Below are 14,595 nucleotides of genomic sequence, written 5' to 3'. Positions count from 1 at the left end.
ATTTCGATGTTCGGCGGAAAGGCTTGATTTCAGGCCCTAATTTAATGATTGCGGGCCTTCATGCAAGCCAAGCGTGACCTTTGCACCCAAAAGCGGGCCTAATTCGGGACTTCTACGGTGGTTTCCACCGGTAGCGCGCCACCTCGAATGCGGATTTCGCGGACGGGGTAGGGAACCCGGATGCCCTCGCGCTTGAAGGCGTCCCACAGTGCCAGCATCACGTCGCTCTTGACGGTGTCCATGCCGTCGGGATCGGCGAGCCACAGGGTCAGCGAGAACTTCATGCCGGCCTCGGCAAACTCGGTCAAAATGCAATTCGGCGGCTTGCCCTTCTGCGCGCGCGGATGGGCGGTGGCGGTCTCGGCGGCGAGCTTGCAGACCAGGCGCGGGTCGGCGTCGTAATTGGTGCCGAAGGCGATCTTCACCAGCGTGTTCTTGTCGGTATAGGTCCAGTTGACGACCTTCTGCGTCACCAGATCCTCGTTCGGCACCAGGAATTCGCGGCCGTCGCCAGCGGCGACGGAAATATAGCGCGTCTTCATCGCGCTGATGCGCCCGGTGTTGTCGCCGATGGTGACGAGGTCGCCGGGCTTCACCGACTTGTCGGCGAGCAGGATGATCCCCGAGATGAAATTGGCGACGATCTTCTGCAGGCCGATACCGATGCCGACGCCGACCGCGCCGGAGAATACCGCGAGCGCCGACAGATCGATCCCGACCGCGCCGAGCGCGATCACGATCGCGACCGCAAGCAGCCCGATGCGGATGATTTTCACCAGCAGCACCTGCACCGAGGGCGTCAGATCGGTGGTCGCATTGATCCGGCTCTCGGCGAAATTGCTCGCGATGTTGGTGAGCCAGAGCGCGATCAGCAGCAGCGCGCCGGCCTTGAGCGCCAACAGCGGGGTCAGCCGCAGGCCGCCGAGCACAATGGCGAAGGAATCGAGCAGCTCGACCGTCGCATCGAGCTGGCCGAGGATGGAGAGCGCGGCGACGAACCACGCCGTGATCGACACCAGCTTGACGATGAAGGCGTTGCGCAGCACCGAGGTGAGCAGCCGGATCACGAGCCACGCCAGCCCGAGCTTGGCCGCGACCATCAACAGATAGCTGCGGCTCGGCCAGGTCGCATGGTACATCACCACGCGTGAAATGATCACGAGCAGGGTGAACACCGCCGTCGAGGCGCTTGCGACCATCACCCGGACGAAGTGCCGGAGCGGCAGCGGCCAGCGCATCGCCAGCGACGTCATGTCGACGCGGATGCGAATGGCCGCCTCCGCGGCATAGGCGATGCCGGCCGCGGTCAGGATGAGACCGAATTGCAGGTAGAACCAGGGTGAGGAGATTTCCGCCCCGACGCTGCGCGCGGTGGTCTGCACGAACTCCATGAAATCCTTGAGGTCCATGTCCATCGGGTCGGTCTCGTCGGGAAGCGGGCGGGAGGAATTGATTCGAGGGAGCCGCAGAATCCCACAAAGGGCACCGCCGGACCATCGATACACCGCGAAGTGATGCGCGTTAAGGCCGCAAAATGCGGCCAGATTGCCGCGAGCGGGAGAAAATGGGTTGGCGCGCGAGTCCGCCGACGATAAGGATGCAATTCCAGCGATTTTTACCCGGAAGGTGGATGGCCTCCCTCGACTCCGTCAGTCTCGCCATATTGCTCGGCGCTGTCCTCGTCATGGCCGGCATCCTCTCGAGCCTGCTTGCGCTGCGCTTCGGCGCGCCGCTACTGCTGGTCTTCCTTGCGATCGGCATGCTCGCGGGCGATTCCGGCCCCGGGCAGCTCCAGTTCGACGACGTCCGCACCACCTATCTGGTCGGCTCGGTCGCGCTCGCCTTGATCCTGTTCGACGGCGGCTTGCGGACGCGCTTTGCCAGCATCCGCACCGTGCTCGCGCCTTCCGTGGTGCTCGCGACCATCGGCGTGCTGCTGACGGCGCTGATCACGGCGCCATTCGCGAAATACGCGCTCGATCTCAACTGGACGGAGTCGCTGCTGGTTGGCGCCGTGGTCGCCTCGACCGACGCCGCCGCGGTGTTCCTGCTGGTGCACACCCAGGGCCTGCGCCTGCGCCCGCGCGTCGGCGCGACGCTGGAGGCGGAATCCGGCACCAACGATCCGTTTGCGATCTTCCTCACGCTCATGCTGGTCGAGTACATCTCGCTGGGCTCGAGCTCGCCCGGCCATGTGCTGATCGAATTCGTTCAGGAGGCGGTGCTGGGCGCCGTGGTCGGCGTCATCGGCGGACGCCTGGTCGTGATCGCGCTCAATCAGGTGGCGCTGCCGCAGGGCCTGCATGCGCCGTTCGTGACGACAGGCGCGCTCGTTATCTTCGGCGGCTCGCAGATCATGCACGCATCAGGCTTCCTCGCGGTCTATCTCGCCGGCATCATCATCGGCAACCGGCCGACGCGGGCGCATAATTCGGTGGTGGCCTTCCTGGACGCCGCAACCTGGCTGGCGCAGATCGTGATGTTCGTGCTGCTCGGCCTCCTGGTCTCGCCGAGCCGGCTCGGTGCCAGCGTGCTGCCGGCAGTCGCCGTCGCTCTCATGCTGATGCTGGTCGCGCGGCCGCTCGCGGTGCTCGCGTGCCTTGCGCCGTTCCGCTTCAACTGGCGCGAGAAGGTCTTCATCGCCTGGACCGGCTTACGCGGTGCCGTCGCGATCTTCCTGGCGTCGATTCCGATGCTGGTCGGCCTGTCCAAGGCCTATCTCTATTTTGACGTGGCTTTCGTCGTCGTCATCATCTCGCTGCTGCTGCAAGGCTGGACGCTGGCGTCTGCCGCGCGCAAGCTGCACGTGGCGCTGCCGCGCGCCGAGCGCGGTCCGCGCCGCGTCGAGTTGGATCTGCCCGGCCAGCTCGAGCAGCAACTGGTCGGCTATCCGGTGCGGCCGAAGAGCCTGTATTTCCGCCGTGGCCTGATCCCGTCCTGGTCCAAGCCGACGCTGGTGATCCGCAACGAGAACATCTTGACGCCGACGGAGGCCGATCCGGTCGCGCCGGGCGACTACATCTACCTGCTGGCGCCGCCGGAAAAGGCCGAGGCGCTCGACCGCTTCTTCGTCGACATGCAGCCGAGCTCGGCGCCCGATCCGCATCTGCTCGGCGACTTCGTGGTCTCCGGCGAGCACACGCTTGCCGAGCTCGCCGAGATCTACGGCGTGAAGCTCGGCGCGGACGACGGCAAGCTGACGCTGGCCGATTATTTCGATGTTCATCTCGATCGCGCGCCGAAGGAGGGCGCCGAGCTCGCGTTGGATACGATCGTGCTGGTCGCGCGCTCGATCTCCGGCGGCCGCGTCAACGTCGTCGGCCTGCGCCTGCCGGAAGAGGACGAGACCCCCGCGCCGCTGACCCGCACGCAAGCGCTGCGGCGCAAGCTCGCCGATGTGTGGGCGTCGGTGGCGGGGGTTTAACTTGGGGTGTCGTCCTGGCGAAAGCCAGGACCCATTACCCCAGGAACAAGTTGTTGCCGAGAGTGGCAACCACGAGTCCTCGCCAAACCGCAGTTGGTGGTTATGGGTCCTGGCTTTCGCCAGGACGACCACGAAGAGGAACCGCCACCAAATCGCCGCAACCGCCGAAGATTTGCGCGGTTTCGTGACCTTGAAACCCGGAACACTCCGCCATGCCGCTCGTTCTAAGGCGCGTAACCGCTTGGACTGACAGGAGTATGCAATGCGAAAGTTCATCCTTCCGATTCTCACAGCCCTTGCGCTTGGCGCTGCCGCACCGGCGATGGCTTATGACACCGGCGATCAGATCTCGATGCAGGCCGCACTCGATGTCGCGACAGATCTCGGCGTCGTGACGGTCTCGCACACCAACTTCCTTGGCGACGAATGGGAGGTTGACGGACGGGATCGTGTCGGCCGCTGGATGGAAGTCTATGTCGATGCGAGGACCGGTGAGGTGCGCAACGTCGAGCGCGGCTGGTAGCTCTGAATGATGCAGCCGCGTAGCCCGGATGGAGCGAAGCGAAATCCGGGTGCGCTCTCGCCCGCGGCACCGCCCCGGATTACGCTTGCCGCTCCATCCGGGCTACGTCTTCACGTCAGCACCTTCACCCCGCCAAAACTCGTCACGCGGCCCTGCTTCAGCATCACGATCTGTGTGGCGAGCTGGCGCAGCTCGGCGGCGTCGTGGCTGACATAGACCATCGGCACGTTGGCCTCGTCCCGCAGCCGCACCAGATAGGGCAGGATCTCGAGCTTGCGGCTCTCGTCGAGCGCGCCGAGCGGCTCGTCGAGCAGCAGGAGGCGCGGCTTCGATAGCAGCGCGCGGCCGAGCGCGACGCGTTGGCGCTCGCCGCCGGAGAGCTTTCCGGGGCGGCGGCCGAGCAGGGCGCCGATGTCGAGGAGATCGATGATGCGCTTATGCTGGGCCGGATCGGCGGCCAGGCCGTTCATCCGCCGTCCATAGTCGAGATTTTGCGCCACGTTGAGATGCGGAAACAGCCGCGCGTCCTGGAACACATAGCCGATGCGGCGGCGCCAGGCCGGCACATGGATGCCGGCCGCGGTGTCGTCGACGGTCTCGCCGTCGATCACGATGCTGCCGCGGTCGGGCCGCAACAGGCCCGCGATCATGTTGACCAGCGAGGTCTTGCCGGCGCCCGAGGCGCCGAACAGGCCGATGACGCGGCCCTCGCTGGTGAAGGACGCGTGCAGCGAAAACTCACCCAGCTGTTTCTCGACATCGACGCGCAGCATGGTCAATTCCCGTGCAGCCGCGCCGTGGCGCGGCGGGCGAACCATTCTGCCGCAATCAGTGCCCCGAGCGCGAGCACGATCGAGACGATGACGAGCCGCCCTGCGGCAGCGTCGCCGTCGGGCGTCTGGATCAGCGAATAGATCGCGGACGAGATCGTCTGGGTCTCGCCGGGAATGTTGGACACGAAAGTGATGGTGGCGCCGAACTCGCCGATCGCCTTGGCAAAGCCCAGCACCATGCCGGCGAGCACGCCGGGCAGCGCGAGCGGCAGCGTCACCGTGAAGAACACTTTCCACGGTGCCGCGCCAAGCGTCTCGGCGGCCTGCTCGAGCCGGCGGTCGATCGCCTCGATCGACAGCCGCATCGGCCGCACCAGAAGCGGGAACGCCATCACGCCGCAGGCGAGCGCAGCACCGGTCCAGCGGAAAGAGAACACGATGCCGAGATGGTCGGCGAGGAAACTACCGACGGGGCCGCGGCGGCCGAAGCTGAGCAGCAGCAGATAGCCGGTGACCACAGGCGGCAGCACCAACGGCAGATGCACGGTAGCGTCGAGCAGCGACTTGCCCCAGAAATCGCGCCGCGCGAGCAGCCATGCCAGCGCGATGCCGAACGGCGTCGCCACCAGCGTTGCGACAATGGCGACCCTGAGCGAAAGCAGGATCGCCGTCCATTCGGCGGGTGAAATCTCAGACATCAAGCCAGAGATATCACGTGGTGGGGCTGATCAGGAACTTGAAGCCGTATTTTTCCAGAATGGTCTTGGCGGCCGTCGAGCGCAGGAAGGCGAGATAGTCGCTGCTCTCGCCCTTCGCGGTCGTGGTCGCGGCGACGGGATAGATGATCGGGGGGTGCGAATCCGCCGGGAAGGTGCCGACGATCTTCACGCCCGGCTCGACCTTGGCGTCGGTCGCATAGACGATGCCGAGCACGGCCTCGCCGCGCGCCACCAGCGTCAGCGCGCCGCGCACGCTCTCGGCCATGGCGAATTTCGGCTCGGCGGCCTGCCAGGCGCCCAGCTTCTCGAGCGCAGCCTTGGCGTATTTGCCGACCGGCACGGATTTCACGTCGCCGGTCGCGATCCTGCCGTCACCGGCGAGCTTGGCGAGATCGAAGCCTTGCGTGATCGCGACGTTGTCGACCTTGGAGTCCTTCGGCGCGATCAGCACGATGCTGTTGCCGAGCAGGTTGACGCGGGTGGATTCGTTGATGGTCTTCCTGGCGATCGCGTAGTCCATCCAGTCGGTATCGGCCGAGACGAACACGTCGGCCGGCGCGCCCTGCTCGATCTGCCTGGCCAGCGCCGAGCTTGCGGCATAGCTGACGGAGAACTTGACGCCGGTCTTGGCAGTGTAGGCCGCGTCGACCTCATCGAGCGCGTTCTTCATCGAAGCGGCCGCGAACACGGTGATGGTCTTGTCCTCGGCGGCGGCGGGCGACAGGCTTGCGCCCGCGAGGATGACGAAGGCGGTGACAAGTGCGGCAATACGAAACATGGATAGCGCTCCGTGCGAGTTCGCGCGCGGTGACGCGCGCAAATCTGGCGTTGGGTGGGTCTGATGCGACGGGCGGACGCGCTGTTCCACGGGCCTTGCGACGGCTTACGGCCGGCAGGGATATCGCTGCTCGCGAAGATAGCAGCCCTCGGCCTCAGGTCAAACCTCGTTCGTCGTCCTGGACCAGCGGAGCGCCGATCCAGGACCCATTGCCCAGGGAGTAGTTTTGCGAAGACTGGAGTTATCAGCTCGTGTCACGTCTCCACCCTGGGGTAATGGGTCCTGGCTTTCGCCAGGACGACGGCTGAGAGGCTACGGCTTCGCATCCGCTGCATGCAGCACGGCTTTGCATGCCGCCGGCATGTCGGCCAGCGTCATTGGCGGCTTCGGTTTCGGCGGCTCCGGCGGCGGCTTGGGGTGCAGCACTGCATCCGAAAACCAATAGGCGAGATCGGAGGCCTTGCAGCCTTCGTCCTCGGATTGCGACGGCTGGCCCTCGCATTCTCCGGCGCCCGCCGGGCAGTGCATGCGGATGTGGAAGTGATAGTCGTGGCCCCACCAGGGGCGGATCTTCGATAGCCAGGCGCGGTCGCCCTTGGCCTCGCGGCACAGCGCCTTCTTGATCGCGGCATTGACGAAGATGCGTTGCACCCCCGGCTCCCGCGCCGCATCGCGCAGCACCAGCACATGGCCCGGCGTGAACACCTTCGGATCGACGTCGAGCCGGTCGGGGCGAACCATCATCACCGCCGACATCTCCTCGCGCTCCTCGCGCGAGAGCCGGCGGTCCGGCATCGGCGTCAGCCAGATGTCGGCATCGAGACCGATCTGATGGCTGGCATGGCCCGACAGCGCCGGTCCGCCGCGGGGTTGCGCGATGTCGCCGACCAGGATGCCGGGCCAGCCGGCGTCCTTGTGCGCTTTGGCCGCGAGCCGCTTGATCAGGGCGATCATGTCGGGGTGGCCGTAATTGCGGTTGCGCGACAGCCGCATCACCTGCCAATTGTCGCCGTTGAGCGGCATCTGCATGGCACCACCGATGCAGCCCTTGGTGTAGGAGCCGATGACATGGGCCGATCCCTTCGACGGCAGCAGCTTGCGCGCGAACAGCTCCTTGGCGGCGAGGGAGGGGTCGTTCGGATTGGCGAGCGGCGGCAGCGGTTTTGGGGTGACGCTGCCCTTGTCCTGGGCCAGCGCGCTACCGGCGGCCAGGAATGTCACAAAAAGCAGGAGAGGAGCGAGGCGGCGGGGACTCATGCCGAATCCTTATAACCCAACGCCGCGTCAGGGTTAAGGATTGAGGGCCATGCGGCGATCACACGGCCAGCCAAGATCCGTCGCGTCATCCCAAAGTCGCACGCGCGATGGTCGATCCTTAATCGCGCGATAACCCTGTTCTGCATTGACCAAAATTCGTGCGCGACGTGAGGAATAACCGCGGGTCGCATGCAATCGCGCGCGATTTCGGAAATGATTCAAGCGCGCGCGCAATTTTGCGCCAGATCGTTCCTTCACCGCGGCGCCGGGATGAGGTTGGCGGCGCCCGTCGACGCAGTCGCGCCTCGCAAACAGGCAGCAAGCGGCCACTCGCGCGGGCCGCAGCCGGTCAAGATTACTTTTTTTTCAGACACTTGCCCCAAAACTTGCGGTCACTGGGCGTGACTGGGACGAGTGAAGTTGAGTTTGGGGTCTCGAAAGACAGCAAAGCGAAAGCGCAACGTGCTTGTCCAAGCCGGCCGACAGCCGCGCAAGCCGCGCTTCGCGCGCACGCCTCATCCGCCTGCCGACCGCGATGAACTCTTGCGCAGCCGCGCCGAGGCGGAAGCCGCGATCGCGGAAGCGCACAAATCCCATGAGCGCCTGCGCCAGGCCATCGACATCCTGCCGCAGGGCATCGTGTTTCTCGATGCCGACGGCCGCTACCTGCTCTGGAACAAGAAATACGCCGAGATCTACAGCAAGACCGCCGATCTGTTCGTCGAAGGCGCGCGCCTGGAGGACACGCTGCGCGTCGGTGTCGCCCGCGGTGACTATCCCGAGGCCATCGGCCACGAGGACGAGTGGATCGCCGAGCGGCTGCAAAAGCTCTATCAGCCCGGCGCGCGTCACGAGCAGAAGCTCGCTGACGGCCGCGTCATCCTGATCGACGAGCGATTGACCGATGATGGCGGCGTCGTCGGCCTGCGCGTCGACATCACCGAATTGAAGCAGCGCGAGGCCTCGTTCCGCCTGCTGTTCGACGGCAATCCCGTCCCCATGATCGTCTGCGCGCTGGACGATGAACGCATCCTCGGCGTCAACGATGCCGCGATCGCGCATTATGGCTATAGCCGCGCCGAGTTCGAGCGGCTGAAGATCCGCTCCCTGCAGGCTTTCGACAGCGAGCCGCCCTGGACCACCGATCCAACCGGCGCGGAGCAGGCCGGGCGCACCTGGAAGCACGTCAAGGCCGACGGCGCGCTGATCGACCTTGCAATCTACTCGCGCGAACTGACTTATGCCGAGCGGCCCGCGGTGCTGCTCGCGCTGATGGACATCACCGAGCGCAAGAGCGCCGAGGCGCGGCTCGCCTTCATGGCCCAGCACGATGGGCTGACCGGTCTGCCGAACCGTAATTTGCTGCGCCAGCAGGTCGACGAGATGCTGCTGCATACGCGGCGCAGCACCGACAAGGTCGCGCTGCTGATGCTGGGGCTGGACAATTTCAAGGCGGTCAACGACACGCTGGGACACGCGGTCGGCGACAAGCTGCTCCGCGGCGTCGCCAAGCGGCTGCGCTCCACCTTGCGCGAGGAGGACGCGCTGGCGCGGTTGAACTCGGACGAGTTCGCCATCGTCCAAAGCGGCCTGGCACGTCCCGAGGACGCGGTGATGCTGGCAAAACGCCTGCTCGAGGCCATCGCCGATCCCTATCTGCTCGACGGCCATTCCGTGGTGATCGGCGCATCGATCGGCATCGCCATGGCGCCCGGCGACGGCGATGAGTCCGAAAAGCTGCTCAAGGGCGCCGACATGGCGCTGTCGCGTGCCAAGGCCGATGCGCGCGGCACCTTCGCTTTCTTCGAGGCGGCGCTGGATGCAAAAGCGCAGAGCCGGCGCAAGATCGAGGTCGAGCTGCGCGACGCGATCCAGAACGACGTGCTGCGCCCCTATTACCAGCCGCTGATCGACCTCCAGAGCGGCCGCATCACCGGCTTCGAGGCGCTGGTGCGCTGGCCGCATGCCGAGCGCGGCATGGTCTCGCCGGCCGAGTTCATTCCGGTCGCCGAGGACACCGGGCTGATCAATCCGCTCGGCGGCTTGATGCTGCGCCGCGCGTGCCTGGATGCGGCGGCCTGGCCGGACGACGTCCGCGTCGCCGTCAACCTGTCGCCGCTCCAGTTCCGCAGCGGCAATCTGCTGTCGATGGTGACGGACGCGCTGAAACATTCCGGCCTGCCGCCGCGCCGGCTCGAGCTCGAGATCACCGAGACGCTGCTGCTGGAAAAGAGCGCGCAGGTGCTGGCGACCTTGCATGCGCTGCGCGCGCTCGATGTGCGCATCTCGATGGACGATTTTGGCACCGGCTATTCCAGCCTCAGCTATCTGCGCAGCTTCCCCTTCGACAAGATCAAGATCGATCAGTCCTTCGTGCGCGATCTGGGGGCCAACCGCGAAGCCCAGGCGATCATCCGCTCCATCGTCAGCCTCGGCAAGGGCTTGGGGGTCACCATCACCGCCGAAGGCGTCGAGACCGAAGCCGAGCTCAGCTGCCTCCGCACCGAGGGCTGCGACGAGGGCCAGGGCTTTCTGTTCAGCAAGGCAAGGCCGAATGCGGAGATCATCAGCCTCTTGGCGGCGCAGCGTGGGATCGATGCCGCGGACGAGGACGCTGCGCTGGTGGCGTGAGTGCGGCGCAAGAGCGTGATGCTCCCTCACCTCTCCCCGAGCCCTCACCCGCCGCGCTCGGGACGATGCTTCGCATCGCCCGGGACGCGTCGGCCTCTCCCGCAAGCGGGAGAGGCGGAGCAAACTCGCGGGTGGTCCCCGCGAAATGCATAAGCGATAGCCCTACGGGTGAGGGGGTACCGGTCTCACGCCGATCGCATCCGCGGAGAGAGGCCCCTCACCCCAACCCTCTCCCCGTAAGAACGGGGCGAGGGAGTGCAACGTCATCGCGGCTGCCGTTCAGCGTCCCCCCGCCAAAATCGCCTTCCCCACATCCTCATAGTGCGTGTCGCGCGCTTGTATCTGCTGCGCGATGGCGTGCATGTCGCGAAACCGTCGCTCGAACGGATTGCTGCGGAACACCGCGGTCGCGCCGGCCATGTGATAGGCGGCGTCGACCACCTTCGCCGATTGGTGGATGGTCCAGGTCGCGGCCAAGCGAACCGCGCTGCGATGCGCCGCACTGAACTCGCCGGTCGCGCAGAGATCGCGCCACATCGCATGCGCGGTCGCATAGAGATAGGCGCGCGCAGCGCGCAAGTCCCCCTCGGTGCGGCCGATCAGCCCCTGGACCGCGCCGTTGTCGCGCATGGCGCTGGCCGCGAGCGACTGATGTTTTCCACGCGCCAGTGCGATGGCCGTATCCAGTGTCGCCCGCGCCACGCCGAGCGAGACCGCGGCGAAGCCAAGGCTGAAGGTCGAGCCGGTACCGATCTTGTAGAGCGGACCCGTCTCGCGCAGCGCAAACGGCACGTCGCGAAACGCCGTAAAGCGCTCGGGAATGAAGAGGTCGCTGACCTCGTAGGAATCGGTGCCGGTGCCCGCAAGCCCGATCGCCTGCCACACGTCGTGCAGCACAGCGCTCGCGACCGGAAACAGGATGGTGCGCACCTCCGGCGACCCGTCGGCATTCCTCCGCGGCGTGCCGTCGGCATTGACGATACGCACATGCGCCCCCAGCCAGCTCGCCTGCCGCGAGCCCGAGGCAAAATCCCACCGCGCCGTGACGCGATAGCCGCCCTCGACCGCGCGCGCCTCATGCGCGATCGCACCCCAGGCGAGGATGCCGGGCGCGGTATTGAAGATCTCCTCCGCGGTGTCACGGTCGAGCGAGGCCGCGATCATCGCGCAGACGCTGCACTGGCCGAGGCACCAGGCGGTCGAGGCATCCGCCTTCGCGATCTCCTCCAGCATCTGCATGAAGATCTCGATCGGGGCTTCAGCGCCGCCGAGGCTTTGCGGGAGGAGGGCGCGATAGAGCCCGTTCTCGGTGAGGGCATTGACGACAGGAGGCGTCAGCCGCCGCGTGAGCTCGATCTCATTCGCTTCGCTCGCAATCAGCGGCGCGATGGCGCGGGCACGGTCGACCAAGCCGAATTCGGCAGTTGCGTTCATTGCTGCGTTTCCTCGCCCATTCTGCCGTGAGCGGTCAGGAACGCGATGGTCCTCTATTTGGTAGCGAGGATCAAGGTCACATCCAACTGCTTCACTCCATCCGATCGGGAGCCACGAAGACGGTAGGGACCACGCTTACTTCTTGCGCGGATCGTCGGCTGGATTGATGTAATCGATGCCTCCAGGACCGACAAACTGAACTTGGAGAACGGCCTCCTCGTTTCCGGTCCAGGCGTAGTGAGGGTGCTTTGCCGGATATACCCACAATGAGCCTGGCTTTAACAACTCGCCCTTCTTCTCGAACGTTTCGCCGTGACTAGTCCCGATATCGCCGCTTATGATGGTCACGACCTCGGAATAGGGATGAGTGTGCGGCGGCATCTGAAAATTAGGGGGAAATTTGATACGCAAGACAACCACATCCCCCGCTTTTGTTGAGTCTCCAACCAGCGTTGCGAGCTGGACACCTTTGGGAAAGCTCGGGTTTTCCTTCCACGCAAGTGCATCAGGGGTGACCCGCGTCGGCGTGTCTTGCGCGGTCGCTGGGAATGAGAACGCCACCAAGCCCGCTATCACCAAGAGCTTTTTCATGTGAGTTCCTCCCACGGTAATGTGGAGCAAGACACACATTAGAACTCCTTGGAGCTGACAGAGTCCAGCTCGTAGGATGGGTAGAGCGAAGCGAAACCCATCAAACCTCTTCCTCACAAATCGGATCGAGCTAACAGAGCATTACCAGATTCTGCGTCCGCCCATTTGGGCGATGGGTTTCGCAAGAACTCAACTCATCCTACGAGCTTTCCCGCAACATGGCCGGTACAACCTGTTCGACTGACTGCGGCGGGATTCCAAGCTCGGAAAATCCTGGCATTCCCACCGACGCGATGCTGTCGATCTGCATCAATTCCACCTGATTCCGTGTGATGGGTGGCCTTGGAAGCAGCTCCGAAATCCATCCTGCGACATGCCAAGCAGTAAACGGTACAGGAATCAGCACGGGGCTGCGGCCGGCTGCGTGCGCGACGGTTCTGAGAAGCTCTTCGTAGGTGTAGATGCGAGGACCCGCGCATTCATACGTGATTGCGTTCGATTCGGTGTTCAGAAGCGCTCTTGTGATCGCGTCGGCCACATCGTCAACATAGGCCGGCTGCAATCGCGTCGATCCGCGGCCGAACATCGGATAGATCGGATATCGGCGGAGCAGCTTGAGGATGATGGTGAGAAACGCGTCATCCGGGCCGAACATGACCGCCGGGCGAACCAGCGTAGCCTCAGGAAATGCTGCGCGGACCGCGAGTTCGCCTTCGCCACGCTTGCGAATATAGAGGGACGGCGAGGTGGCATCAGAGCCGATTCCGGAAACGTGGATGAGCCGCTTGACGCCCGCTCGATGTGCCCTGGCCGCCAATCGCCGGGCTGATTCCACATGCACGGAGTGAAAAGTCTCCTGTCCGTGTTCAACATAGAGGCTGACCGCGTTGATGGCGCCGTATGCGCCATCAACAGCAGCGGCTATCGAACCCTCGTCGCGTAGATCGACGTTCACGGATTGGAGGCGTGGGTCGTCGTGACCAAAAAGCTGTCTGCCTCGCTCGGGATGTCTTGATGCAATTCGAACGAAAAACTCGGGCGACCGGAGCAAATGTTGAACAACGCGGCGGCCGAGAAACCCCGTTCCACCGAACACCGTAACAAGGCGATTATTTGCGGGCGCCATAGCGCAACTCGTACTGAGATCGTCTCAAGTCAGCGGAGACCGCAGGCTCGTCGGTCGTCTATTCTCGCGAAAGCGGCGCCCAGCAACGGCAATCCGTTTCATCTCACCTCCCCGAGTGGGCGCCAAAATTCCCGAGGAAGGTGCGTGCAACACCGCCGAGTCTATTCCTGGCTCTACACACGATCGCGGAGGTCGGTCACGCCTTCCTTCTGGGCGCAGTGGTCGCAGCAATAGTAGGTGCCGCTCTTTTCCAGGCCGTGTCCTACGATGCGCGTTCCGCAATGCTTGCACGTTGGCGCCAAGGCATGGATTGCGCACTCGAAGCTGTCGAACGTGTGCGCCTGGCCGTTCATCACCACCTGAAAAGCCTTGTCATAGTCATTGCCGCAGGTTTCGCATGTCGACATTTGTGCCTCCTTCACGCCGCGCGGCGTTTGCGAGTTTGAGCGGCCTTCTTGGCTGACCTGGAACGTTCATCGGCCGGTGCGCTACGAACGGCGGAGTTCACCAATTGTTCCTATTCGACCTGACTTGCTTCAGATCGTCTCGGAGCCAGTGCGCACCGGCCGCTGAAACACCTCAGTTGGCATCCCGAGGGCAACTGTAGAGACGGGATCAAGTTGATTGGTCGAATCGTCAACTTGCGCCATGCCTTTTGAAAATCCGAAGTGCGCGCGATTTTTGCCAATGCAGTTTGCCGACTGCGGCGAATGTTTAGCCGGCATTCCCGCAAGGGGCTCGGACCTTTCGTCCTCTTGTGTAGCTGCAGAAATGCACCGCCGCTTTGGCTCGACGCAGACCTCCAAACTCCGCCTTGATGTCGGCTGATTGAAGCAAGGCTGACTCGTTGTGCTGAAAGCGAGTTCTTCGGAGTCTGACCCTCAACAGGCATTCCGGTCGGCATTTTGTTTGGCTCAGGAATATGCGCGGCGGGCCAGCACTATCCGCATTCCATCCGAGGCGGGCGACCTAGATCTGAGCCGCCCGCCGTTTGGATGAATGTCGTGCAGGAACCTTGCCCTACCTGGGATGTTGGAAAGCAACTGCAATACTCAGGAGGAACTCGTATGAGAACTCTGTTATTGGCCGGTGTAATGGCGGTTGCTGGTTTCGCTATCGCCACGCCGATCTCCATTGCGCCCGCGTCAGCTCAGGTTGCCGTTGAAACTCCGCTCGGCGGCGTGAGAGTGGGCCCGGAGCGGCGTTACTACCGAGAGTACGATCGACCCGCTTATCGCGCTTACGGATATGATCGCGGATATCGCGGTGGATGCCGCACCGTCACGATCGAGCGCGACGACGGTTCGGTTCGCAGGATCCGCCGTTGCGATTAGCGCTA

At 64.3% G+C, this 14,595-nt stretch carries 12 protein-coding genes; 3 read left to right on the top strand and 9 right to left on the bottom strand.

The window, feature by feature from the left end; all coding sequences use genetic code 11:
* Positions 1 to 98: 98 nt before the first annotated feature.
* Positions 99 to 1,415 (bottom strand): mechanosensitive ion channel family protein, encoded by a 1,317-nt coding sequence (locus ACR9YP_RS02775; protein ID WP_474218972.1) that lies wholly within the window; start codon positions 1,413 to 1,415, stop codon positions 99 to 101.
* 215 nt (positions 1,416 to 1,630) lie between these two features.
* Between ACR9YP_RS02775 and ACR9YP_RS02770 the strand changes: the two genes are divergently transcribed.
* Together ACR9YP_RS02770 and ACR9YP_RS02765 are read left to right on the top strand one after the other, a co-directional pair.
* Entirely contained in the window at positions 1,631 to 3,424 is a 1,794-nt protein-coding gene (locus ACR9YP_RS02770) for a potassium/proton antiporter (RefSeq protein ID WP_438104182.1), read from the top strand.
* Between the two features lie 262 nt (positions 3,425 to 3,686).
* Complete coding sequence (locus ACR9YP_RS02765) at positions 3,687 to 3,947, top strand: PepSY domain-containing protein (protein WP_128936962.1); 261 nt, start codon at positions 3,687 to 3,689, stop codon at positions 3,945 to 3,947.
* A gap of 110 nt (positions 3,948 to 4,057) precedes the next feature.
* Here ACR9YP_RS02765 and modC read toward each other — a convergent pair whose 3' ends face one another.
* The 4 genes from modC to mepA form a co-directional block, all read right to left on the bottom strand.
* Complete coding sequence (modC, locus tag ACR9YP_RS02760; protein WP_130217835.1) at positions 4,058 to 4,720, bottom strand: molybdenum ABC transporter ATP-binding protein; 663 nt, start codon at positions 4,718 to 4,720, stop codon at positions 4,058 to 4,060.
* 2 nt (positions 4,721 to 4,722) lie between these two features.
* Complete coding sequence (gene modB, locus ACR9YP_RS02755) at positions 4,723 to 5,418, bottom strand: molybdate ABC transporter permease subunit (RefSeq protein WP_130217833.1); 696 nt, start codon at positions 5,416 to 5,418, stop codon at positions 4,723 to 4,725.
* Between the two features lie 13 nt (positions 5,419 to 5,431).
* Entirely contained in the window at positions 5,432 to 6,217 is a 786-nt protein-coding gene (gene modA / locus ACR9YP_RS02750; RefSeq protein ID WP_438104185.1) for a molybdate ABC transporter substrate-binding protein, read from the bottom strand.
* A gap of 312 nt (positions 6,218 to 6,529) precedes the next feature.
* Positions 6,530 to 7,474, bottom strand: a complete 945-nt coding sequence (mepA, locus tag ACR9YP_RS02745; RefSeq protein WP_438104187.1) for a penicillin-insensitive murein endopeptidase — start codon at positions 7,472 to 7,474, stop codon at positions 6,530 to 6,532.
* A gap of 462 nt (positions 7,475 to 7,936) precedes the next feature.
* Here mepA and ACR9YP_RS02740 point away from each other — a divergent pair, with 462 nt between their 5' ends.
* On the top strand, positions 7,937 to 10,105 hold the full coding sequence (locus tag ACR9YP_RS02740) for a sensor domain-containing protein (RefSeq protein WP_474218970.1): 2,169 nt from the start codon (positions 7,937 to 7,939) through the stop codon (positions 10,103 to 10,105).
* Positions 10,106 to 10,384: 279 nt separating this feature from the next.
* Here ACR9YP_RS02740 and ACR9YP_RS02735 read toward each other — a convergent pair whose 3' ends face one another.
* From ACR9YP_RS02735 to ACR9YP_RS02720, 4 genes are all read right to left on the bottom strand, one after another.
* Positions 10,385 to 11,539, bottom strand: a complete 1,155-nt coding sequence (locus ACR9YP_RS02735) for an acyl-CoA dehydrogenase family protein (RefSeq protein ID WP_438104190.1) — start codon at positions 11,537 to 11,539, stop codon at positions 10,385 to 10,387.
* Between the two features lie 135 nt (positions 11,540 to 11,674).
* Positions 11,675 to 12,130: a cupin domain-containing protein gene (locus ACR9YP_RS02730; protein ID WP_438104192.1), complete on the bottom strand. Its 456-nt coding sequence runs from the start codon at positions 12,128 to 12,130 to the stop codon at positions 11,675 to 11,677.
* A 199-nt stretch (positions 12,131 to 12,329) separates the two neighbouring features.
* Positions 12,330 to 13,256, bottom strand: a complete 927-nt coding sequence (locus ACR9YP_RS02725; RefSeq protein WP_438104193.1) for a complex I NDUFA9 subunit family protein — start codon at positions 13,254 to 13,256, stop codon at positions 12,330 to 12,332.
* Between the two features lie 173 nt (positions 13,257 to 13,429).
* Positions 13,430 to 13,663, bottom strand: coding sequence for a hypothetical protein (locus tag ACR9YP_RS02720; protein WP_247276393.1), 234 nt, complete (start codon positions 13,661 to 13,663; stop codon positions 13,430 to 13,432).
* Between the last annotated feature and the right edge of the window lie 932 nt (positions 13,664 to 14,595).

It is taken from the genome of Bradyrhizobium sp. BR14999 (assembly GCF_056106085.1).
The sequence above is the reverse complement of the archived record's forward strand: the minus strand, read 5'-3'. Positions and strand labels throughout refer to the sequence as shown.